Source organism: Corallococcus sp. CA053C (assembly GCF_003611675.1).
Classification (GTDB): Bacteria; Myxococcota; Myxococcia; order Myxococcales; family Myxococcaceae; genus Corallococcus.
On sequence record NZ_RAWA01000018.1, the window covers coordinates 1 to 22,540 of the forward strand.

General features: G+C 69.4%; 17 protein-coding genes and 1 pseudogene. 5 read left to right on the forward strand and 13 right to left on the reverse strand.

Features of this window, described 5'->3' with window-relative positions:
• Positions 1 to 523 (forward strand): annotated as a pseudogene (locus tag D7V97_RS03950) (hypothetical protein); the annotation flags it as partial.
• On the opposite strand, the gene D7V97_RS03955 reads toward D7V97_RS03950, so the two are convergent.
• The 6 genes from D7V97_RS03955 to D7V97_RS03980 all read right to left on the reverse strand — a co-directional run bounded on the left by D7V97_RS03955 (position 511) and on the right by D7V97_RS03980 (position 5,416).
• Entirely contained in the window at positions 511 to 1,707 is a 1,197-nt protein-coding gene (locus D7V97_RS03955) for a pyridoxal phosphate-dependent aminotransferase (protein ID WP_120609240.1), read from the reverse strand. The pseudogene D7V97_RS03950 and the gene D7V97_RS03955 overlap by 13 nt on opposite strands.
• Positions 1,708 to 1,776: 69 nt before the next feature.
• On the reverse strand, positions 1,777 to 2,259 hold the full coding sequence (coaD, locus tag D7V97_RS03960; RefSeq protein WP_120609241.1) for a pantetheine-phosphate adenylyltransferase: 483 nt from the start codon (positions 2,257 to 2,259) through the stop codon (positions 1,777 to 1,779).
• Between the two features lie 47 nt (positions 2,260 to 2,306).
• Positions 2,307 to 2,864 (reverse strand): 16S rRNA (guanine(966)-N(2))-methyltransferase RsmD, encoded by a 558-nt coding sequence (rsmD, locus tag D7V97_RS03965; protein WP_120609242.1) that lies wholly within the window; start codon positions 2,862 to 2,864, stop codon positions 2,307 to 2,309.
• A 10-nt stretch (positions 2,865 to 2,874) separates the two neighbouring features.
• On the reverse strand, positions 2,875 to 3,756 hold the full coding sequence (locus D7V97_RS03970; RefSeq protein ID WP_120609243.1) for a hypothetical protein: 882 nt from the start codon (positions 3,754 to 3,756) through the stop codon (positions 2,875 to 2,877).
• An 82-nt stretch (positions 3,757 to 3,838) separates the two neighbouring features.
• Positions 3,839 to 4,330 carry a GNAT family N-acetyltransferase gene (locus D7V97_RS03975; RefSeq protein WP_120609244.1) on the reverse strand — a complete coding sequence of 164 codons (492 nt, stop codon included), beginning with the start codon at positions 4,328 to 4,330 and terminating at the stop codon, positions 3,839 to 3,841.
• Between the two features lie 84 nt (positions 4,331 to 4,414).
• A complete protein-coding gene (locus D7V97_RS03980) occupies positions 4,415 to 5,416 on the reverse strand; it encodes a cation diffusion facilitator family transporter (RefSeq protein WP_120609245.1) in 1,002 nt (333 codons plus the stop codon).
• Between the two features lie 112 nt (positions 5,417 to 5,528).
• On the opposite strand from D7V97_RS03980, the gene D7V97_RS03985 reads away from it, so the two are divergent.
• The 4 genes from D7V97_RS03985 to D7V97_RS04000 all read left to right on the forward strand — a co-directional run bounded on the left by D7V97_RS03985 (position 5,529) and on the right by D7V97_RS04000 (position 10,999).
• Positions 5,529 to 7,127, forward strand: a complete 1,599-nt coding sequence (locus D7V97_RS03985; RefSeq protein ID WP_120609246.1) for a sigma 54-interacting transcriptional regulator — start codon at positions 5,529 to 5,531, stop codon at positions 7,125 to 7,127.
• Complete coding sequence (locus D7V97_RS03990) at positions 7,124 to 8,041, forward strand: alpha/beta fold hydrolase (protein WP_120609247.1); 918 nt, start codon at positions 7,124 to 7,126, stop codon at positions 8,039 to 8,041. Before D7V97_RS03985 ends, D7V97_RS03990 begins: the two co-directional genes overlap by 4 nt.
• Positions 8,042 to 8,210: 169 nt before the next feature.
• Complete coding sequence (gene typA / locus D7V97_RS03995; protein WP_120609248.1) at positions 8,211 to 10,058, forward strand: translational GTPase TypA; 1,848 nt, start codon at positions 8,211 to 8,213, stop codon at positions 10,056 to 10,058.
• 98 nt (positions 10,059 to 10,156) lie between these two features.
• A complete protein-coding gene (locus D7V97_RS04000; protein WP_120609249.1) occupies positions 10,157 to 10,999 on the forward strand; it encodes a helix-turn-helix domain-containing protein in 843 nt (280 codons plus the stop codon).
• A gap of 24 nt (positions 11,000 to 11,023) precedes the next feature.
• Here the strand turns inward: D7V97_RS04000 and cglE are convergent, their stop codons facing one another.
• The 7 genes from cglE to D7V97_RS04035 form a co-directional block, all read right to left on the reverse strand.
• A complete protein-coding gene (cglE, locus tag D7V97_RS04005) occupies positions 11,024 to 11,623 on the reverse strand; it encodes an adventurous gliding motility protein CglE (RefSeq protein WP_120609250.1) in 600 nt (199 codons plus the stop codon).
• 175 nt (positions 11,624 to 11,798) lie between these two features.
• Positions 11,799 to 13,889 carry a TonB family protein gene (locus D7V97_RS04010; protein WP_120609251.1) on the reverse strand — a complete coding sequence of 697 codons (2,091 nt, stop codon included), beginning with the start codon at positions 13,887 to 13,889 and terminating at the stop codon, positions 11,799 to 11,801.
• A 56-nt stretch (positions 13,890 to 13,945) separates the two neighbouring features.
• Positions 13,946 to 14,230 (reverse strand): hypothetical protein, encoded by a 285-nt coding sequence (locus tag D7V97_RS04015; RefSeq protein WP_120609252.1) that lies wholly within the window; start codon positions 14,228 to 14,230, stop codon positions 13,946 to 13,948.
• A 136-nt stretch (positions 14,231 to 14,366) separates the two neighbouring features.
• Positions 14,367 to 15,821, reverse strand: coding sequence for a lipopolysaccharide assembly protein LapB (locus D7V97_RS04020; RefSeq protein WP_120609253.1), 1,455 nt, complete (start codon positions 15,819 to 15,821; stop codon positions 14,367 to 14,369).
• Entirely contained in the window at positions 15,818 to 19,483 is a 3,666-nt protein-coding gene (locus tag D7V97_RS04025; protein ID WP_120609254.1) for a tetratricopeptide repeat protein, read from the reverse strand. The genes D7V97_RS04020 and D7V97_RS04025 overlap by 4 nt, the downstream gene beginning before the upstream one ends.
• 264 nt (positions 19,484 to 19,747) lie before the next feature.
• On the reverse strand, positions 19,748 to 21,295 hold the full coding sequence (locus tag D7V97_RS04030) for a lipopolysaccharide assembly protein LapB (RefSeq protein WP_120609255.1): 1,548 nt from the start codon (positions 21,293 to 21,295) through the stop codon (positions 19,748 to 19,750).
• A gap of 2 nt (positions 21,296 to 21,297) precedes the next feature.
• Positions 21,298 to 22,536 carry an outer membrane beta-barrel domain-containing protein gene (locus D7V97_RS04035; RefSeq protein WP_120609256.1) on the reverse strand — a complete coding sequence of 413 codons (1,239 nt, stop codon included), beginning with the start codon at positions 22,534 to 22,536 and terminating at the stop codon, positions 21,298 to 21,300.
• Positions 22,537 to 22,540: the final 4 nt, after the last annotated feature.

Below are 22,540 nucleotides of genomic sequence, written 5' to 3' on the forward strand. Positions count from 1 at the left end.
GCGCAGGGCCCCGAGGACGCCCACGGCGCCTGCTCCCGTGCCGGCGCCCACCGCCCCCGTCCCGTCCGGCGCGGCCGCCCAGATCAACGCGGCCCGCGGCGCCCAGGCCCTCACCGAGGAGGAGCTGACGCCCGAGGCGCTCAACCGCACCCGCATCCAGCACGAGGCGCGCTTCCTCTTCCAGAGCCTGCTGACCGGCGACGTGCGGGCCGCCGCGTCGGAGCTGACGTACCCGTTCCAGCTGGAGGACAAGCGCTACAACACGCCCGAGGAGCTGGTGCAGACGTGGGTGAAGCAGCTGCGCACCCGCCGCACGGACCTCGTCACGCTCTACGACATCGAAGTGCTGCCCCTGGCGGAGATGGAGAAGAAGTACGGCAAGCCGCCCGCACGCCTGGGCCTGGACCCGCGCGCGCTCAAGGACACCTGGGCCGCCGTGGGCAACCTCTCCGGCCACGCCGCCATCTTCCTCTTCCGGGGCAACGCGAACCTGAACTGGCAGGCCTTCGCCTACACGGACTGAAGCGCCGCCACGAACTCCCGCAGGCGCTTCAGGCCCTTCTGCAGCACCTCGCGCGAGGTGACGAAGCTCATCCGGATGTAGCCGGGCGCGCCGAACGGATCGCCGGGCACCGCCGCCACCAGGAAGTCGTTGAGCAGGGCCTCGGAGAGCTGGAGGCTCGTCGTGAGCACCGTACCCTTGTAGGAGCGGCCCAAGAGGGCCCGCACGTCCGCCATCGCATAGAAGGCGCCCTCGGGCAGCCGGCAGCGGATGCCTTCAATCGCGTTGAGCCCCGCGACGAACAGGTCCCTGCGCTCGCGGTACTCGTTCACCATCGCGGTGATGGTGTCGGTCGGGCCGTTGAGCGCCGCCAGCGCCGCCTTCTGGGTGATGGAGGACGCGTTGGACGTGGACTGGTCCTGCACCAGCTGCATGCCGGAGATGAGCGCCTTGGGCCCCGCCGCGTAGCCCAGCCGCCAGCCCGTCATCGCGTGGGACTTGGACAGGCCGTTGGACACGAGCAGCCGGGGCACCAGGTCCGGCGCCACGTTGCCGATGTTGAGGAACTCCCCCGTGTAGAGGAGCTTCTCGTACATGTCGTCGCTGATGAGGAGGCAGTCGTGGTCGCGCACCGCCGCCGCGATGCCCTCCAGCGTGGCGCGCGAGTACACCGCGCCCGTGGGGTTCGCGGGGCTGTTGAGGACGATGGCGCGCGTGCGCGGGGTGAGCGCCTTGCGGATGGCCTCCGGATCCGGCGCGTAGCCGTCCTCCTCGCGCGTGGGGACGATGACCGGCTTTCCGCCCGCCAGGTGCACCATGTCCGGGTAGCTCACCCAGTACGGCGAGAAGATGATGACCTCGTCGCCGTCATCCAGCAGCGCCTGGAAGGCGTTGTAGAGCGACTGCTTGCCGCCGGCCGTCACCACCACCTGATCCGGGGTGAACTTCAGCGCGTTGTCCTTCTCCAGCTTGCGGCAGACGGCCTCGCGCAGCTCCGGCATGCCCGCGGTGGCGGTGTACTTGGTGAAGCCCGAGCGGAGCGCGTCGATGGCCGCCTGCTTCACGAACTCCGGCGTGTCGAAGTCCGGCTCGCCCGCGGCCAGCACCACGACGTCCTCTCCCTTGGCGGCGAGCGCCTTGGCACGCGCGTTGAGGGCCAGGGTGGCGGAAGGCTTGATGGCTTGCAGCCGGCGGGCGAGTTTCATGCCGTCAATGCCTAGCCGGAAGTCCCGGGACGGACAAGGCCCTTCCGGCGCGCTGCGTTGTCCGGTGGCCTACGGCTTCGTGCCGAACTTCTTCTTCAGCCCCGCGTACACGTTCGGGGGGACGAGCCCCTCCACGTTCCCCCCGAAGGAGGCGACCTCCCGGACGAGCTGCGAGGAGATGTAGAAGTAGTCCTCGCCCGTCATCATGAAGACGGTGTCGATGTCCGGCGCCAGCTTGCGGTTCATGTTCGCCAGCTGGAACTCGTATTCGAAGTCCGACACCGCCCGCAGGCCGCGGATGACGACGCTCACCTTGCGGTGGTGCACGTAGTCCACCAGCAGCCCGTGGAACGCATCCACCTCCACGCGGCTGTCCTGGCACGCGTCGCGGATGAGCTCGATGCGCTCCTCCTGGCTGAAGAGGGGCGTCTTCTTCGGGTTCACCGCGATGGCGACGATGACCCGGTCGAACATCTTCAGGCTGCGCTGGATGAGGCTCAGGTGCCCGTTGGTGAGCGGATCAAACGAACCAGGATAGATGGCGACCGGCATGGGTGACGGGGAGTCTCGGTGGCCCCACGCAGCCGGTCAAGCGCACGTCACGGGGCCCGGTAGAAGCTGACCAGGGTGTCCCCGAACCGGCGCTGGTCATCCCGGGTCAGCCCCGCGTGGGCCTCCGGGGCCTCCTCGCGCTTGTCGTGCTCCACCACCACCGTGCCGCCAGGGGCCACCACGCCCGAGGCCGCCACCGCCTCCAGCACCGTCTCCACGACGCGCGCCGCGTAGGGCGGATCCGCGAAGACGAGCTCGAAGCGCTCCCCCTTCTTGCCCAGCGTCTCCACCGCCCGCGCCACCGGCTGCGCCAGGATGGACACCTGGGCCGCGAAGCCCAGAGCGTCGGTGTTCAACCGGCAGAGCGCCTGCGCCTCGCGGTCCTGGTCCACCAGCACCACGCGCCCCGCGCCGCGCGACAGGGCCTCCAGCCCCAGCGCCCCGGTGCCCGCGTACAGGTCCAGCACCGCCTGCCCGTCCAGGAACTGGCCCAGCATGTTGAAGATGGTTTCGCGGACCCGGTCCGCCGTGGGGCGGATGTGTCCGGACGACGGCTTGGGACCCTGCAGGGCCCGGCCCTTCGCGCTGCCTGCAACGATGCGCATGGGCGCCCTTCTAGCCCAGGTCCCCGGCCGGCTTCGCAAGGAACGCCATCGCGCCGGACGACGTGCGCCGGGCGCCCAGCGCGGCGATCACCTCCGTGGCCTCCGCGAAGGACAGCGCCTCCAGCGTCTCGCGCGCGTCCGGCGTCAGCGGCGGCAAGCCCTCCTCCAGCATCGACAGCAGCTCGCCCGCCGGCATGCCCGCCGCCAGGGCCTTCGCCACCACCTGGGCCCGCTCCTCCGGCGGCCAGGCGCGCAGGGCCAGGGGACCGAACGGCCCCCCGCAGTCCACCTTGCGCACGCCCGCCGCCACGTAGCTGGACAGCCCCTCCAGCAGCGTGCCGCACGCGTCCAGCAGCCCTCCGGATGCGAACTGGGGCGCGGACACCTCCAGCGACAGCTCACGCTCCGTCAGCGGGGCCACCAGCGCCGTGACGGCCTCCACCGCCTCGTAGGACGTGAGGCGCGACAGCTCCAGCGACACCAGCGCGAAGCCCGCGTCCACCACGCGGAAGAGGCCGTCCTTGAGCCCATCCAGCACGTCCGCGTCCGTGGAGCCGACCCGCACGGGGCCCGCCTGGAGGAACAGGGGCCGGGTGTGCTCGGCCTCCACGGCCGCCGCGTGCACCGCCTGCACGAAGCGCTCCGCCGCCCCCCGGTCCGCCAGCGGGTGCGGACACGCGAGCCCCAGCACCGAGTCCTCCGCCCTCGCCGCGCGCAGGAGCCCCGGCAGCGAGCCCTTGGCCAGCACGGGGAGGCACGGCAGCGCGGCCGGCACGGACTCCAGCGCGCGCAGCAGTTCGCGTGGATCCAACAGGGGCACCCGGGAGCCCGGGCCCACCCGCGCCACCACGTTGCCCGGCCGCAGCGTCAACACCTTGTCCAGCACGCTCATAGGAGCCGGCGAGAATCCCCGCCCCGCGCCCCTTTCGCAAGGCGAAGCCGTGCCTTCGTGTCCAGGAGGGAGGTCTTCGGCGTCACCCTGTTCCGGTGGGTTTCTGCCGCGTGTAGATGTCCTGCACGGAGATCTCCATGAAGATCTCGGGGCGGGCAACGGGAGACCAGCCCACCTTGCGATAGAGAGCGGCCGCCGTGCTGGTGGCCAGCAGCCAGCGTCGGAAGCCCTGGAGGTCCGGATGCGCGTGCACCGCCTCCATCAACCACCGGGACAGTCCCCGCCCCCGGAACTCCTCCAGGACGAAGACGTCGCACAGGTACGCGAACGTAGCGAAATCGGTGGTGACGCGCGCCATCCCAATCTGCCTGTCCCCCTGGTAGAGGCCGAAGGGGAAGGAATTGGCGAGCGCGCGCTGCACCGTCTCGCGCGGGATGCCCGTGGACCAGGTGGACCGCGTGAGGAAGCCGTGGATGACCTCCAGGTCCAGAAGGGATGGATCGGTGCTGATGAGATACGCGTCTCGCCTCCACTCAAGGCGCGTGGGTTCGACACGGAGGGATTCAAGCGGCATGCGCGGAGTCTTCCAGCCAGGGGGCGCCCGCGCCATACATCTTGAGGACACCGTCCCAGGCGCGAGGGTTGAGCTCCGCTCCAGTCAGTGCACCTCGCCCAGGTGGGCGTAGGCCTGGCTTTCAATCTGGATGGTCGTGTGGTCGATGCCGAACCGGTCGAACAGCTCGTGCTTCACCGCGGACAGGATGTCGTCGTTGTTGCAGACCATCGGGTCCGCCACCACCAGGTGCGCCGACAGCGCGTACATCCCGCTGGAGATGGTCCACACGTGCAGGTCGTGCACCGCCTGCACCCCCTGGACGCGGCCCATGAGCTCGCGCACCTGCTCCAGGTCCACGTGCGCGGGCACCGCCTCCAAGAGCACGTCCACCGCGTCCTTCACCAGCCGCAGCGCCCCCACGACGATGACGATGGAGATGAGCACCGAGATGATGGGGTCCACCACGTACCAGCCCGTCCACCACATGATGCCCGCGCCCACCAGCACGCCCACCGACGACAGCGTGTCGCCCAGCACGTGCAGGAACGCGCCGCGCACGTTCATGGAGTGCGTCTGGTGCAGGAAGCCCAGCGCCGCCAGGTTCGCCACGAGGCCGATGCCCGCGACGATGGCCATCGTCCCCAGCTGCACCGGCGCCGGCGTGCGCAGCCGCTGCCAGGCCTCCAGCAGGATGAAGACGGTGATGACCAGCAGCAGCACCCCGTTGAGGAGCGCGCTGAGAATCTCCATCCGGTAGTAGCCGTAGGTCTTCTTCAGGTCCGCGGGCCGGCCGGCGAACCACAGCGCCAGCAGGCTGAGGATCATCGCCGACACGTCCGTCAGCATGTGGCCGGCGTCGGAGAGCAGCGCGAGCGAGTTCGTCAGGAAGCCGCCCACCGCCTCCGCCACCATGATGGTGGCCGTCAGCCCCAGCGCGAACAGCAGCCGGCGCCGGTCCTTGCGCCGCTCCTCCGCCAGCCCGCCCTTCCGGGGCCCATGGGAATGCCCGTGGCCGTGCCCATGACCCTGATGCGCGTGGTCGTGGTCATGGTCGTGCGAGTGGTCGTGCCCTGCCCTGCCGTGTGTATGTGGGGGTGCGCTCACAGGGGCTCAGGGTACGCGAACAGCGCCTTCATCGGACAGAGGCTGCTGGATTGATTTCAGACAACCCCGTAGATCCGTTGTCCTGATCTGGAACAGGGGGAGGCCCGCGGGGATGGACTTCGAGAAGCATCAGAATCTGCACACCATTGTCATGTTGAGGGATGTCATCCGCAAGTGGTGGCAGGTGGAGCTGTCGTTCGCGGATCGCAACGGGGTGGTGCACGACTGGCAGCGGGGGGATTTCATCCCGCCACCGAACGACTTCTGCCGCCACTCGCTCGGCTCGCGGGAGGGGATGCGGCGGTGCGCCCAGTCGGTGCGGGTGCTCCATGAGAAGTTCAAGGCGGCCAAGAAGGTGCGCCGCGCGCTCTTCCACGACTGCCACCTGCGCCTGAGCATCGTGGGGGCGCCGCTCTACATCCGCAACGAGTACGAGGGCTTCCTCTTCGTGGAGGGCTTCGCCCGCCAGCCCCTCACGCCCGAGGACGGCCACGTGCTGCAGGCCAAGATGCGCGACATCCTCCCCGGCGCTCACCTGGACCTGGAGGGAGCCCCGGAGCGGATGCCGGTGCTGGACGGCTCGGAGCTGAGCAAGCTGTCGGACCTGCTGGAGTTCGCGGTGACGGAGATCGCCAACCAGGAGGTGGAGCTCACGCGCAAGGAGGAGACCATCCAGTCCATGGCCTCCGAGCTGTCCAACCGCTACCGCTTCGAGAAGATCATCGGCCGCTCGGGCGCGATGAACGAGGTGTTCCGCCTGATGGAGAAGGTGGCCAACTCCGACTCCACCGTCCTCATCAACGGCGAGTCCGGCACGGGCAAGGAGCTGGTGGCGCGCGCCATCCACCACAACGGCCCGCGCAAGGACAAGCCGTTCGTCGTGCAGAACTGCTCCGCCTTCAACGACAACCTGCTGGAGAGCGCCCTCTTCGGCCACACGCGCGGCGCCTTCACCGGCGCGCTCAAGGACAAGAAGGGCCTCTTCGAGGTCGCCGACACCGGCACCTTCTTCCTGGACGAGGTGGGCGATATGTCCCCCGCCCTCCAGGTCAAGCTGCTGCGCGTGCTCCAGGAGGGCACCTTCCTGCCCGTGGGCGGCACGCAGTCGCGCGAGGTGGACGTGCGCGTCATCGCCGCCACCCACAAGGACCTGGGCGACATGGTCAAGCGCGGCGAGTTCCGCGAGGACCTCTTCTACCGCATCAACGTCATCCGCCTCCAGCTGCCGCCCCTGCGCGAGCGCAAGGACGACCTGCCCGTGCTCATCGACCACTTCCTGCGCAAGCACCACCGCGAGGGCCAGCGCGCCCGGGGGCTCGCCCCGGAGGCCCTGGGCATCCTGGGCGCGTACGCGTGGCCGGGGAACATCCGCGAGCTGGAGAACGAAATCGAGCGGCTGCTCGTGCTGGGCGGCGAGCTGGAGGTCATCCCCGCGGAGCTGCTCTCCAGCCGCATCCGCGACACCGTCGTCCCCGGCGGCGGGCCCTTCATCGCCCCGCGCGCGCACGGAAAACTGCACGAGGCGGTGGAGTCGCTGGAGAAGGAGATGATCCACCAGGGGCTCGTGCGCACGCGCAACAACAAGAGCCGGCTGTCGCGCGAGCTGGGCATCAGCCGCTCCAACCTCATCCTGAAAATCACCCGCTACGGGCTGGACAAGGGGCTGCCCGAGGCGCTGGCGGACGGCGTGGACGAGGAGGTGGAGGCGTGAGCGGCGCGACCGGCCAGGCCCTGTCGTTCCGCCAGGACTCGCTCCGGGTCCCCGACGGCGCGGACCTCTACTACCAGGTGCGGGGGGAGGGCACCCCGGGCATGGTGCTGTGCGACGGCCTGGGCTGTGACGGCTTCGCGTGGAAGTACCTCCTGCCCTACCTCGGCCGGCGCCACCGGGTGCTGCGCTGGCACTACCGGGGCCACGGCAGGAGCAGCGTGCCCACGGACCGCACCCGCATCGGCATGTCGTACACCTGCGACGACCTGGCCCGGGTGATGGACGCCGCGGGCCTGGAGCAGGCCGTCCTCTTCGGCCACTCCATGGGCGTGCAGGTGGCGCTGGAGTTCCACCGCCGCTACGCCCGGCGCGTGCAGGGGCTGGTGCTGGTGTGCGGCAGCTACGGCATGCCGCTGGACACCTTCCACGACTCCACCCTGCTCAAGCGCCTCTTCCCCACCCTGCGCCGCGCCGTGGAGCGCTTCCCCCGGCACACCGCGCGGCTGGTGCACGGGGCGCTCACCACGGAGCTGGTGGTGCAGCTGGCCATCCGCCTGGAGATGAACCCGGACCTCATCGCCCGCAACGACCTGGCGCCCTACTTCACCCACCTGGCCCAGATGGACCCCGTCGTGTTCGTGCGCACGCTGGATTCGCTCGCCAACCACACCGCGTGGGATCACCTGGAGCACGTGGACGTGCCCACCCTGGTCGTCGCCGGGGAGAAGGACCGCTTCACCCCCGGCTGGCTCTCCCGGAAGATGGCCGAGCGCATCCCCGCCTCGGAGCTCCTGATGATCTCCGAGGGAACCCACACCGCCCCGCTGGAGGTTCCAGGGCTGGTGGAGCTGCGCGTGGAGCGCTTCCTCTACGACCGGTTGGGCGTGGAAACCGGGAATTCAGGCCCCAGGTAGGATAAGCGCGGGGACGGGGATGGGCCTCCCTGTCTGGCTGCTGGACACCCGCGTTCATTGCAGGCGGGAAGCCCCCGGCATATAAGCCCCCGCCTTCCGGGTTCCGGTGGGATTGAGAAAGCCCGTTCTGGGCGTGTCTCTTCGCACCTCTTTCTGTCAGTCGGTCCGCATGATCTCTCGCGAAAACATCCGCAACGTCGCCATTGTCGCCCACGTCGACCACGGGAAGACCACCCTGGTCGACCACCTGCTCCGGCAGGCCGGTACCTTCCGCTCCAACGAGCACATGACCGATCGAGTGATGGACTCGAACGATCTCGAGCGCGAGAAGGGCATCACGATCCTCGCGAAGAACACCGCCGTCTCCTACAAGGGGATGCAGATCAACATCATCGACACCCCGGGCCACGCCGACTTCGGTGGCGAGGTGGAGCGCGGTCTGCGCCTGGTCGATGGCGTCATCCTGCTGGTGGACGCGGCCGAAGGGCCCCTGCCCCAGACGCGCTTCGTGCTCACCAAGGCGCTCGCCATGGGCCTGAAGACGGTGCTGGTCATCAACAAGATCGACCGTCAGGACGCCCGGGCCAAGGAAGTGCTGGACCTCGTCTACTCGCTCTACATCGACCTGGGCGCGGACGATAAGCAGCTGGAGATGCCGGTCCTCTACACGGTCGCCCGCCAGGGCCAGGCCTCCACGTCGCTGGAAGTCCCCGGCAAGACGCTGGAGCCCCTGTACGACGCCATCATCAAGCACATCCCGCCCCCGCCCGCGCCGGCGGAGGAGCAGACCACGCTCCAGCTGCTGGTCGCGAACCTGGACTACGACGACTACGTCGGCCGTCTGGCCGTCGGTCGCGTGCAGGCGGGCCGCATCACGGCCAACATGCCCGTCGCCGTCGTCCGCGACGGCGGCAAGGTGCAGCCGGGCAAGATCGTGAAGCTGTACGGCTTCTCCGGCCTGAAGCGCGTGGAGATTCCGGACGCGGGCCCGGGTGAGATCGTCTCCATCGCGGGCATCGAGGACATCTCCATCGGCGACACCATCGCCGACCCCGAGAAGCCGGTGGCCCTGCCGCGCATCACCGTGGACGAGCCCACGATGATGATGATCTTCAAGGTCAACGACGGGCCGCTCGCCGGCAAGGAAGGCAAGTTCGTCACCTCGCGCAACCTGCGTGAGCGCCTGTACCGCGAGGCCTACCGCAACGTGGCTGTGCGCGTGGAGGACACCGCGACGCCGGACGCGTTCCGCGTGGTGGGCCGTGGCGAACTCGCGCTGGCGGTCATCATCGAGAACATGCGCCGTGAAGGCTATGAGCTCACGGCCTCCAACCCGGAGCCCATCACCAAGACGGTGGACGGCGTGCTCCACGAGCCCATGGAGCTGCTCTTCTGCGACGTGCCGGAGAACAGCGTGGGCGTGGTGACGGAGCGCCTGGGGCCCCGCAAGGGCCGCATGAACGACATGCAGCAGCTGGGCTCGGGCCGCACCCGGCTCCAGTTCCGCATCCCCGCGCGCGGCCTCATCGGGTTCCGCTCGGAGTTCCTCACCATCACGCGCGGTGAGGGCATCATGAGCAGCCAGTTCGACGGCTTCGAGCCGTGGTTCGGCTACATCCCGAAGCGCGCCAACGGCGCCATCGTCTCCGACCGCCTGGGCGACACCGTGCCCTACGCCCTGTTCAGCATCCAGGAGCGTGGCCAGCTCTTCGTGAGCGAAGGCGTCACGGTGTACGAGGGAATGATCATCGGCGAGCACTCCCACCCGTCCGAGCTGAACGTCAACTGCTGCCGCGAGAAGAAGCTCACCAACATCCGCGCCGCCGGCCGCGACGAGAACGTCATCCTCGTCCCGCCGCGCGAGATGGGGCTGGAGAAGGCCCTGGAGTGGATCGCCGACGACGAGCTCGTCGAGGTGACGCCCAAGTCCGTGCGCATGCGCAAGAAGGCGCTGGCCAACGGCGACCGCTACCGCGCCGAGCGTGAGCGCAAGCGCGAAGAGCGCAGCGACTCGTAAGGCGCTCTTCCCTTCCGGGAAGTCTTGAGAGGCCGTCACCTGCATCCGGGTGGCGGCCTCTTCTTTGTTCGCCGCTTCTTCGTTCGGAGGTGTGGACCATGGCGGAGTCGAACGCGGGCAGCCCCCGCGGCCTGCTGTACCCCCGGCCGGACGCACGGCACTTCGACCATGCGCGCCTCCTGCCCTCCGAGGACCTGCGCCCCTGGGTCGAACACTTCTGGGCCGTGCGGTGGGACCTGCGCGGCAGGCCCCCCTACCTCCAGCAGAACCTCAGCCACCCGAGCATCCACTGGGGCTTCGAGCACGGCACCTCCCGCATCCACGGCGTGCCCCACGGCCGCTTCTCCGTGCTCCTGGAGGGCCTGGGCGGCGTGTTCGCCATCAAGTTCCGGCCCGGCGGCTTCTTCCCCTTCGTGGGGACGCCGGTGTCCACGCTCACGCAGCGCACGGTGGACGCGGCGGCGCTGCTGGGCCCGGAGGCGCTCGCGCTGCAGGAGGCCATCCTCGCCACCGACGTCACCCGCGACGCGGACCGGGAGCGCGCGGCCCTGGCGGAGACCTTCCTGCGCTCACGCCTGCCCGCGCCGGACGCGAACGTCGCCCGGGTGCAGGCGCTGGTGACGCGCATCCTGGAGGACCGCGCGGTGACGAAGGTGGAGGACCTGGTGACGCCCGGGGGCCCGCACCTGCGCACGTTGCAGCGGCTGTTCCGCCGCTACGTGGGCGTGAGCCCCAAGTGGGTCATCCAGCGCTACCGGCTGCACGAGGCCGCCGAGCGGCTGCGGGAAGCCACGCCTCCGGACCTGGCGACGCTGGCGCTGGAGCTGGGCTACTTCGACCAGGCGCACTTCATCCGCGACTTCCGGCGCGTGGTGGGCTGTCCGCCCGCGGAGTACGCCCGGCGCGCTCCCGGCCCCGTTCCCGAGGCCCGGCGCACTTGAGTCCCCGAGCTCCGGGGGGCCGCCTCAGAACGTGTACTTCACCCGGGGGAACACCGCGAACGACATGATGTTCGGCCCGATGATGTAGCGCCCGAGCAGGTCCGCGCCGACGGAGAAGTGGTCGAAGGAGGTGGCGTACTCCACGCCCACGCCCAGGCCCGCGTTGAACGCGTTGACGGAGCGGCCCGGGTCTCCCGCGTCGGGGTCCACCGGCGTGGGGTCCAACCGCGTGTAGCCCGCCGCCACCTTGGGCGTCAGGTAGAAGCGGTGGGCCAGCCTCACGTGGTACGCGGCCGTCAGGTCGCCAAAGGCCACGGTGAAGTTGTCCGACAGCGCGCAGACGTTGGAGTCCGGCAGGTAGCCCGCGAAGCAGTTCTGCGCGGAGGACCCCAGCGCGAAGTGCGCCCCCAGCGACAGCTGCTCCGTCAGGTCGTAGCCGATGCCCAGCTGCACGTACGACTGCGCGTTGGAGTAGTTGTTCTCACCGCCCACGGTGAAGAACACCCCGAGGTCCGTCTCGGTGAAGAACCCCCGGCGCGGCTCGAAGGGCACGCCCTCCGGCGGCGTAGCCCCCAGGGCCGGCGTCCCCAGCGCGAGCGCGGCCAACAGCAGCGACTTCCTCACGACTCCTCCCGTCACGGTAGTCCTCTCGCTCCACTCGCACTCCCGGAGCGGCGCACGGACACTAGTGATGCCCGGCACGAAACGGCAGCGGGGAAAAACGAAAATGGCGTGGACCGTTTTGTCCACGCCATTGGGTCTTCCAGCCTACGAACCGACCGACGTCGGGGCCCTGCCGCTACCCCTCACCGCCACCGTCCGCGCCAGAGGGCGAGAACAGCCAGGGATACGTCACGGACACCACACCGCCGCCCTTGGGCTCCGGGAACTTCCAGCGCCGGATGCGGGAGATCATGCAGTTCTCCGCGGGAGTGCTGCCCAGCGTCGTCTCCGACACGTTGGCGTCCGCCACCGCGCCCGCCGGGTCGATGGTGAAGGCCACCGCGACCTTCCCCGCCAGCGACGGGTTCTTGTTCAGCTCCGACTCGTAGCAGTACTTGATCTCGTTCTGGTGCCGCCGGATGACCTTGGCGATGACGTCCTTGTCCAGGCCGCCCACCACCGTCGTCTTGCCGGGGATGACCTTGGTGACGGACTTGCCACGGCCGCCCAGGTCGATGCCGCCCGAGCCGCCCACGCCGCGTCCATTGCCCTGCGTGCCCAGGCCACCGATGCCCAGCGCCGTGCCGCCGCCGCCGTTGCCGGTGCCGCGTGAACCCAGGCCGCCCACGCCCTGCGCGTCACCCATGGCCGCGCCGCCCTTGAGGCCGCCCAGCGAGTTGTTGATGCCGGTGCCGATGCCGCCCGGACCGAACACGTCCGACGCGCCACCCTTCATGCCCTTGAGCGCACCGAGCAGGCCCACCTTGCCCACCACCTGGCGGTCCTTCTCCTTCTTGCTCTTGTCCACCACCGGCGTGCCCGGCTTCGAAGGCGCGGCCTCCGCGAGCTTCGCCTCCTCCTTGCCGAACTTGCCCTCTTCGTCCTTCGCCTTGGCGCCCTCTTCCACGCCGGAGAGCTGGAGCTTCTTCGCCTCCACCTTCTTCTCCGGGGCGATGAGGAACTTCGCCACGCGCTGCTGGGACTCGAAGACGTCGTCCGCGGACTTCGTCTCCGTGTGCGGCGTGAGCAGCAGCGCGGTGACGAACGCGGCCGACGCCAGGATGCAGATGGCGGCGATCTTGAAATAGCTGAAGTCGCGGTCGGCCAGCGAGGTGGCCAGGATGACCGGCGACGGCTTCACGTAGCGCATCACGAACGACACGGTGCCCAGCGACACCTCCGCGCGGTCGTGCAGGCCCAGGTTGAACAGCTGCTCCTGCTCCGGGGCGGCCTGGTTGAGCTGTCCCGCGGCGCGCAGCGCGTCCTTGGTGCGCACGTCACCCTTGTTGGTGACGAACACGCCGGAGCCCGCCGGAGCGCGCAGCTCCAGCTTGTCGCCCTTGCTCACCGCCAGCACGTGGCGTGCGCCGACCTGCGGCACGAACACGTGGAAGGCGTTCTTCTTGCCCTCGCCGATGGTGACCGGGGCGCCGTCCTTGAAGTGCTGGACCTCCAGCATCTGGTCGCCCCAGAGCAGCGACACCTGGAGCACCTTCGCCTCGGGCGTGGGCTGCGCGTCCAGGGGCAGGGGCTCCTGCAGGTGCGGCAGGGGCTGCGGCTTCTTCGCCGCCACCACCGCCTGCGGGGTGGCCTTGCGCACCATCGCCGGAGGGGCCTCGAACACGGGCGTGGGTGCCGCCGTGTGCGCCGTGGCCAGCTGCGCGCCCATCCCGCCCGTCGGCGCGGAACGCGGCGTGCTCACCGTGCCCACGACGTTGGAGGGTGCCGCCGCCTGCACCGGAGGCCGGGGCGGCGCGACGTCGCGCCGGGCCTGGACCTGGACCTGGACCTGGGCCTGGGGGCCCACCGGAGCCTGCTGCGCCGGGTGCATCGCCGGACGCTGCGGGGGCAGTTGCTGGAACACCCCGGGCTTCGCCACCGCCGCGCCCGCCGGAGCCACCGGCCGGGGCGTGTCACCGAAGAGCACCTCCACCCGCGAGGTCCCCACCGTCAACACGTCACCCGGCTTGAGCGCCGTGGGAATGACGAGCCGCTGCCCTGAGACCTGGGTGCCGCCTTCGCTGCCCAGGTCGATGGCCGTCACGGAGCCATCGTTGTCCACCTTCAGCATCACATGGAGATTGGAGACCCGCGGGTCCTGAATCTTCACCGCCGCTTGGGCGCCCGACCCCACGATGACACTTTCCGCCTCCGACACGGTCTCCTGGATGGAGCCATCGGGGGTGGTGATCCGAAGCGTCAAACCGTTTTTTCTCGCCGCCGCCATGAAGTTCTTCCTTCTTCCCTTCCCGTCCCGAAAACGTTCAACGCCACCTGAGCCGTCTAAAGATTGTCCGCCGACTTCTGCAACTCCGGGTCGAAGTTCTCCCGGACCTTGATGAGGCTTTGGAAGTCCGTCTTCTTGCGGTTGAGGACGTACGAACCTTCCGGCTTGGTCAGCTCGCCCTCGACCGCCACATCCGTGAAATCAATCACCGTCTTCTTGCGGTACACCGTGCGGTCCTCCTCCTGGATGACCTTCACCGAGTCCCTGCCGCTGTCCTGCGCCAGGGCCGGGCCCGCGCCCAGGAGCCCCACCGTCACCACCGATGCCAGCAGTCGCTTCATGTTCCGCTCTCCATTGCAGGGCTCGCACCAACTCCAAGTCCCTGGATTCTAAGGGAGTCGCCCGGCCGGTTGCACCTGGGGGGCTGGAGGAGGGAAGAAACTTCTCAATCCTCCAGCCGGGGCGACTGTTGTTTCTTCAGGGCGCCCGGGTGGGCTCGGTAGCCGCCGGAGCAGCCTCGGTCGCCTCGGACGCGGGCGCCTCACCCGTGGCTCCCGACGGCGCCTGCTCGGGCGCGGACGTGTCCTGGGGCAGCTGGTTCATCACGGACGAGCCCGCCCCCCCGGTGGCGGCGGCGCCCTCCTTCTTGGGCTCGCCCTCCGCCTCCGCCGTGGCGGCGGCGGGTGCCGGCGCTGGCGGGTTCTTGAGCATGTTCTGCAGGCCCTGCACCTTGGCGGTGATGAGCTGCTTGTCCTGCGCGGACGTGGCACCCAGCTCCTTGCAGCGATCAAGGAAGGCAATGGCCTTCTCGAAGCCCACGCGGTCGGACGCATACGCCCAGCCCGCGCCGCACACGGCCTCCGGTTGCTCCGAGTGACGCGCGAGCACCTTCTCGAACGCCTCGCCCGCGGCCAGGCCCTTCTTCGGATCCAGGCCCTTCTGGCCGTCCAGCGCGTAGGCCAGGTACAGCTGGCCGTCCACGCCTTCGGGGTCCAGCGACAGGGCCTTGGTGAAGGAGCGCTCGGCGCCCGCGTAGTCGCGGTAGGCGAGCGCCAGCGCGCCCAGGTTGAGGTGGCCGGCGGCGAAGTTGTCGTCCAGCGACACGGCCTTCTGGAACTGGGCGAGCGCGCGCGGGCGGTCGTCCATCTTGAGGTAGATCATCCCCAGCGTGTTGGGGATGGCGGGGTCCTTCTCCGCCACCTTGCGCGCGTTGATGATCAGCAGCTCCGCCAGGCGGTACTGGCCCCGGTCGTACGCCACCAGCGCCAGCGTCTTGTACGCCTCCGGGTTGTCCTTGCTGCGCGCGAGCACGCGCCGCCCCGTGGCCTCCGCCTCGTCCAGCTTGCCCGCCAGCCGGTACGTCGCGGCCAGCCCGTTGAGCACGGGCTCGTCGTGTTCGTGGCCCGGCGTCTGGAGCGCCTTCGTGTAGAGCGCGATGGCCTCGTCCAGCTGGCCGTCATGCCGGTGCATCAGGCCCAGGTTCATCACCGACGGCGTGTGGGCGGGGTTGAGGAAGAGGACCTTCTCGTAGGCGGCGCGAGCGTCCGCCGGGCGGCCCTGCTTCTCCGCGATGACCCCCAGGTTGAACTGGGCGTTGAGCGCCTGGGGCTCCTTCGCGACCACCTGCTCGAAGCCCTTGCGCGCGGTGTCCAGGTCGCCGGCCTCGTAGGCCTTCAGCGCCTCCGCGAACAGGTTGTTGGCGTCCCCCTTCTCCGCCACGACGGGCGCGGGAGTGGTGGGCACCGTGGCCGCGGGCTTCTCCACCGCGTTCATCGCGACGGGCGTGGGCCGGGGGCCCGTGGCGCACGCCGTGGTGAAGGCGAAGGCGAAGGCCCCGGCCAGGAGCATGCGCTTGGTGCGAAACCCGTTCATCTGCGTCGTCCCCATCCCCTTGAGCTGGCTGCTGATGTCGATGCTGTTCGTCGTCTTCACGGCTGCACCCCCTCGAGCAGGGCGGTGGGTTCGGACTTCGGACCCTCCGCGCCTTCCCGCGACGGGGCCGGCTTCGTGCCTTCCGGCTGCGCGGCGGGCTCGGCGGGCTTCGGTTCCGCGGAGGCGCTGATGGGGCCGTTGAGGTCCTTCAGCACACCAGCGGCGATGCGCGAATCACTGCTGCCCCGGTACGTCACCGGCCGCACCTGGGCGTAGGCGCCCGGACGGAAGCGGTTCAACTGGTCCTGCGCGGCCAGCGTCCACTCGCTGTAGATGCCCAGCTCGTAGGCCTTCTGGAGCCCCTTCTCCAGCGCCTCGCTGGACTTGTCCTCCAGGGGCAGCGCCAGCGTCTCCAGCTCGCCGCGGTACATGCTGAGCTGATCATCATCCAGGCCGGACGGATCCGGCGAGTCCATGATGTTGCGCGCGAAGTCCGCGTACGCCAGGCCGATGCGCGTCAGCGCCGCGATGCCCCACTCGCCGGAGCCCGTGGCGAGCACCGCCGCGTACTCCTTCTCCACGCGCTGCATCTCGCGCTGCTTCGCCGTCAGGTCGCGGCGGATGGTGGAGACGCGCGTGAACTTGATGTCCGTGAAGCGCTTCCACGTGGGCTCCAGCGCCAGGAAGCGCGCGTGGCCGTAGGCGTTGAGCACCACCGTGTCCTTGCGCACGCCTTCCGCCAGCTTGTTCCAGCCGCGCACCAGCTCGTCCTGCGCCTTCTCCTGGCCGCGCACGTCCTTCAGCTTCTGGTACGCGAGCAGCTCATGGTACCGGGCCAGGTACGGCTGGCCCGCGGCGGTGCGCGAGTCCCGGCCATACGTGTCCACGAAGCTGCTGAAGGCGCGGGCCGCGTCGCCCCACTTCTTCTCCTTCTCCCAGACGAGCCCGATGGAGAACGCCACCTGGGGCACGTCCTTGCGGTCCTTGAAGCGCGTCAGGTAGCTGTTCCACGCGGTGACGGCCTTCTGGGACTCGCCCAGGCCGTCGTACCAGACGCCCGCGTTGAAGAGGGCATCCGCCACCCACGCGCCCGCCTCGTCCACCAGCGCCTTGCGCTCGGCGGCCTGCTGCTCGCGCTTGGAGCCCGCGTCCTCGGCCGCGCCCGGGGCGTCGTCCTTCTTCGCCACCGCGCTGCCCTTGGCCTTCGTGTCCTTCTCCTTCTTCGCCTCGCGGGCCTTCATCGCTGCGTCGTACTCGGCGACGAAGGACTCCGACATGGCGGCGGCCTTCTTGAACTCGGCCACCTTCTCGTAGAGGCCGGACAGCGTGTAGCGGGCCTTCAGCTCGAAGGCGCTGGTCGGGTACTCCTTGAGGACGCGCTCGCCGGCGGTGATGCCCTTGTCGACCTCGCCCGCCTCCTGCGCGATGATCATCGCGTAGGTGAGCGCGCGGTCCGCGTTCTCCGACCTGGGGAACTCCGTCACGAAGGACAGGAACGCCTCCGCGGCCTTCGCCGGGTTCTTCTCCTTCTTGTAGACGACCTCGTCCACGTACTTGTACTGGCTGCCCTCCACCACGCGGGCCACGCGCGTGGCGAAGTCCGAGCCGGGCTTGGACAGCTTCGGGTTGCCCAGGAACTTGCGCGACAGCGTGTTGAGCTCGAGCCACTCCTCGCGGCTCTCCAGCACGTACATGGTCAGGTCCGCGGCGTCGCGCGAGCGGCGCTCCTCCGGGAACTTCTCGATGATCTCCCCGAAGCGGCGGGCCGCGTCCACGAAGTGCGCGCGGTCGTAGAGGATGACGGCGGCCTGGTAGCGCAGGTCGATCTCATCCTGGTTGCCCGGGTACAGGCCGTTGTACGTGTCGCATGCGGCGATCAGGCGCTCCTCGAACTTCGTGAGCGGCTGCTCCGCCTGCTCCTTGGCGTCGCGCTTGACGAGCTTCTGCTTGGCGACGTCGCCCTTGTCCTTCTTCTCGTCGACCTTCTGGCCGTCCTTCAGGTCGCTCTTGGCCAGCTGGCCGCGCTCAATCTTGACGAGCTTGTCGTACGCGAGCACCGCGTTGTACGAGGCGCTCTTGCGGTAGGCCTCGTTGGAGACCTCGCGCGCGGAGTCGCGGTCCGGGATCTTGAAGGCCACGACGGCGTCGTACTCGGCGGCGGCGGCCTGCCACTCCTCCAGGGCCCAGAGGATTTCGGCGTAGAAGAAGCGGATGTTGAAGGCCGAGTCCGCGACGAACTCCGGGTTGTCGCTGGACGCGAACGCCTCCACGTACTGCTTGTAGATGTCGCGCGCGAGCCGGTAGGTCTCCACCTGGCGCGTCTTCTGCGCCTCCTGGTGGTACTCCGTGACCATCACGCGCATCGCCTCTTCGGTGACGCTGAAGGCGTTGCGCAGCACGCCCGCGTTGCCGGAGTTGGTGGTCCACCACTCGCCGCCCGGGCGGTAGAGGTCCACCATCCGCTTCATCTCCTTGCGGACCTGCTGGCGCTGACGCAGGCCCTCGTACGCGCGCACCACCGCCTGCTGGTACTCGGGCGCGTTCACGCCCATGGGCGAGTCGTCGATGAGGGTGCGGTACACCAGGATGGCGCTGTCGAAGTGGCCCGCGTCCACCAGGCCCGCGGCCGTCTTCGCGAGCAGCCGGCCCTGGCGCTTCGGCGGAGCCTTCTCCTTGAAGTAGGCGAGCGCCTCCTTGGGCTGATCCAGCTGCACGTAGAAGACGGTCAAGTCATTGAGCGCCTCCGTGCGCAGGTCGCCCAGCTCCTCGCCGCGCTGGCCCGCGTAGTCCACCACCTCGTGGAGCTTCTTGAGGCCCGCGTCCAGGTCGCCCGCGTTGAAGTCACACCAGGACAGCTTGTAGGTCGCGTAGGCGTAGATCTTCGGGACGCCGGAGTCGCGCGCCTTCTCGTAGTTCACCTTCGCGGGCGCGAGCTTGTTGTTCTCGAAGTAGTGGTTGCCCAGCTGGATGTACGCGTCCGGGACGAACTGCGACTTGGGGAAGTCGCGGATCAGCTCCTCGTAGCGCGCCACCGCGTCCTCGCGGCGGTTCAGCTCGTAGAGGTTGTAGCCCAGCGAGAAGAGCACCTCGTCGCGGGCCGGGTACTCCGGGTACTCGCGGAGGATGTCCTCGTAGATGCGCATCGTCTCGGCGCGGTAGCGCTCCGAGTCGCGGTGATCCTGCTCCGGCGCGGTGGCCTTCTCACCGCGCGCCTGGGCCGCGTCGTAGGCCTTCTCCGCCGCGAGGAACTTCTCCATCTCCAGTTGGTAGAGGTACTTGGACTTCTCCCAGTAGAGCTCCGACAGGCGGTACTGCATCTCCGCCTTCTGGGTGGACGTCTCCTGCAGCTTGGGGATGAGGCGCTTGAAGCCTTCAATGGCCTCGTCGCGCTTCTTGTCCGCGAGCGCGTCCTTCTTGGAGTCCGCGATGCGCGGCACGTCCGCGAACTTCGCCGAGGCAGGCTTCACCCGCGCCGGGCCCTTGCGCATGTCCTGGGGCGCCACGCCGGGAGGCAGCTCCGCCTTCTTCGCCTCCTCCTGCTTCTTGGCGTCCTCCTTCTTGAGAGCGGCGTCGCCCTTCTTGCCCGCGGCCTTCGCCGCCGAAGAGGACTTCTTCGTCGCCACCTTGCGCGGCGGTGCCGTCGGCTCCGCCGCCTCCCCCACCCCACCAGCCGCGAGCGCAACGCCCACCGCCAGTGCACCGAACCGAAGAACCACCTTCATGCGAGCTCCTGGAGAACCGCGCCTCGCCAAAGTGGGCAAACTTCTGCCCAACCGGGAGGGACGACGGAAAGTAGACGCGGGTCCCCAGAATGAGAAGTGGCCCGGAACGTGCCTTGTGCCCTCGCGTACGCGATCACCCCGAGCGAACTTCCAGGACTCAACAACGTGAAGAGGCCCCTCCCCCGTGACGCACTGTCACGGACAAGGGGCCTCGGAACACCGTGCTTGCTGGGCAGCCGGGTACGCCCCCGGCCTACGTCGCGCCTACTTCTCCGCGCGTGCGGGGCAGCCCCGCTTGAGCGTGTACTGGTAGTAGCCGATCTCGTCGATCCAGAACTCGCCCTGGAACCGCCAGTAGTTCCACGCCTCGCCCGGCATCTTGGGCCGGTAGAGCGTCTGGCGCGTGAGCAGCGTCTTCTGGTCCACGCCCGCGGAGAAGAGGTCCTTCTCGTCGAGCGCCGTCTGGACGCGGATGATCTCCGCCTGGTCGGAGAAGGTGCGGAGGTTGTCCGCGGCCTCCTTGAGGCGGTTCTTCGCCAGCGTGCCGCCCACCTGGAGCAGCGTGCCGCGCACGTCCTCCAGCGAGGCCACCGTCTGCGCCGCCAGCGGCGTGCCGCGCCAGGGCCCCTCGGTGATGGCGCGCTTCTCCGCGTCCACGCGGGAGAGGGTCCGCAGCACTTCCCGGACGCGCTCGTTGTTGCGGATCCACAGGTACACCGGGCGCGGCAGGCGGCGGTTCTCCGCGGCCACCAGGTTGAAGGCCTGCACGAGCGGCAGGTCCTCGCCGGTGAAGGGCTCCAGCTGCTTCGCCATGGGGCCGTAGCGCTCGTCGAACGCCGCGAGCGTCGTCTTCACCTCGTCGTAGAGGCACGAGTAGTAATAGACGGTGGACTTGAGGATCCACGACTCCGGCTGGAAGGCGCCCTCGAACTGCGGGGCGTGCAGGGCCTGGAGGCTGCCCAGCGCGCCGCCGAAGTCCTCGTTCTGGAAGCGGGCGAAGCCGTTCTCGAACAGGGCCTGATCCCAGAAGCGCGCGTAGCGGGGCACGCCCTCGTAGGCCTTCACCGCGTCGGCGTACTCGCCCCGGCGGTAGTGCACGCGGCCCAGGGCCAGCAGCGCCAGCTCGCGCGTCTCCGGCAGCTCCACCTGCGGCTCCTTCGTGGCGAGCACCGTCTGGAAGGCGCTGATGGCCTCCTTGTCCAGCGTCTCCCCTTCGCCCGGGCGGCCCGGGAAGCGCGGATCCGCGAGCACCGTGCCCAGCAGGTAGCGGGCCTTGGCGTAGACGCGGCTGTCCGCGGGCACGGCCTCCAGCAGCGCGCGGGCCTCCTCGTAGCGCATGCGGCGCTGGGCGGCGGTGCCGACCAGGTAGTTGATCCGCGCGAGCACCTCCTTGGGCAGCGTGACCCACTGGTCGCGCACCTCGTCGGAGTAGGCCTGGTTCAGGATGCTGGGGATGAGGTTCTGCTCATCCAGCCGCTGCTGCATGTCCACCAGCCCCTCGATGGCCTTGAGGTACGAGGGGTGCTTGGGGCCGGCGTTGACGATGGCGGCGTAGGAGATGAAGGCCGCGACGGGCAGCTCCTTCTTCGCGAAGGTCTGCGCCAGGTAGTACTCGGCCTTGCCCTTCAGGTCCGGGTCCTCCCCTTCGGCGAGCTGCGCGAAGAGGGGGGCGGCGGTGTCGAACTGGCCGGCGTTGAAGGCGGACAGCGCGCGGTTGTAGGCGCCCACGTCCTGCTGGGCGAAGGCCGGCGCGGCCGTGAGCACGGGCCCGAGGCCCGCGAGGACGACGAGGAGTCGGAGCAGTCGGGACATGATTAGAAGAGCACCGAGAAGCCAGCGTAGAAGCTGACGTTGTTGAGGACGTCCGACGAGGGCTCGGCCACCAGGTCCCGGCCGAGGATGATGTCCTCGCGGTAGTTCTTCTTCGTCTCCGGATCGACGCCGTCGAACTTCGCCACCTTGCAACTGCCGCTCAGGTTGAGCCCCTCGAAGGGCTGGTTCGCGGCGCGGGCGGCCTCCAGCGACTCGAAGTCCGCCAGGTTGCAGCCGTCCACCTTGTCCACGCGCGCGGTGTAGATGAGGTCGCGGACCTCCAGGCGGATGGCGTAGGACTCGCCGAACTGCACGCGGAAGCCACCGCCCACCTCGCCCAGGAACTTGTTGCCGGTGTCGCCGAAGCGCGCGGGCACCTGGTACGTCTGGCCCTCCACCTCGTTGGCCACTTCCGGGCGGATGAGGTGGCGCGTCTTGCCCACGCCGGCGCCGCCTGACAGCACCAGGCTGAACTGCGCCAGCGAGTTGTTGAAGAAGGCGAACTTGCCGTAGAGCGGCGTCACCTCCACGCCCGCGTGCGCGCCCCACTGGAGCAGCAGCGACGACGCGGCCTGGGCCTGCTCGCGCACCTTGTCGATGAGCTCCAGGTTGAAGTCGCTCTCGTCGGAGTACCAGTTGTACTGGCCGCCCACCTGGAGCGCGAAGTTCTCCTGCAGGTGGTAGACGTAGTGCAGCGCGGTGCCCACGTGGTTGGTGAACTTGCCGTTCACCTGGACGACGCCGGGGTACAGCACCAGCTCGTGCTTGCCCTCGTCCGCGAAGCGCTTCTTCTGGACGATGTGGACGTTGACGTTCGGGTTGTAGAGCGGCGCGCCGTTCACCAGCCGCTGCTGCTGCGCGTCCGTGGTGCGCGGGGCCTCGCCGGAGTCCAGCACCGGCGCGTCGCCCGGGGCGCTCGCGGGCGCGGTGCCCGACGTGGGCCCGGTGGAAGCCGGAGCCTCGGGGGCCTGCGCGGGCGTGCCCTCCGCGTCGTCGTCCTCGGGGGGCCTCGCGGGGGCCACGGCCGGGGACTCGGGCGCCGTCTGGGGCACCGCGGGCGCGTCGCGCTGGGTGCGCGAGCGCTCGGGAGGTTCAGCGGGTGAAGGGGAAGCGGGCGCGGTCGTGTCCGGACCCGAGGAGCCCGCCGGAGCCGATGGAGGCTGCGCCGGGGCGGCGCCCTGCGCGAGGGCGAGGGCGGGCACCGCTGCGACGAGGAGCGCGATGGAACGGAAGGGTCGCATAGGA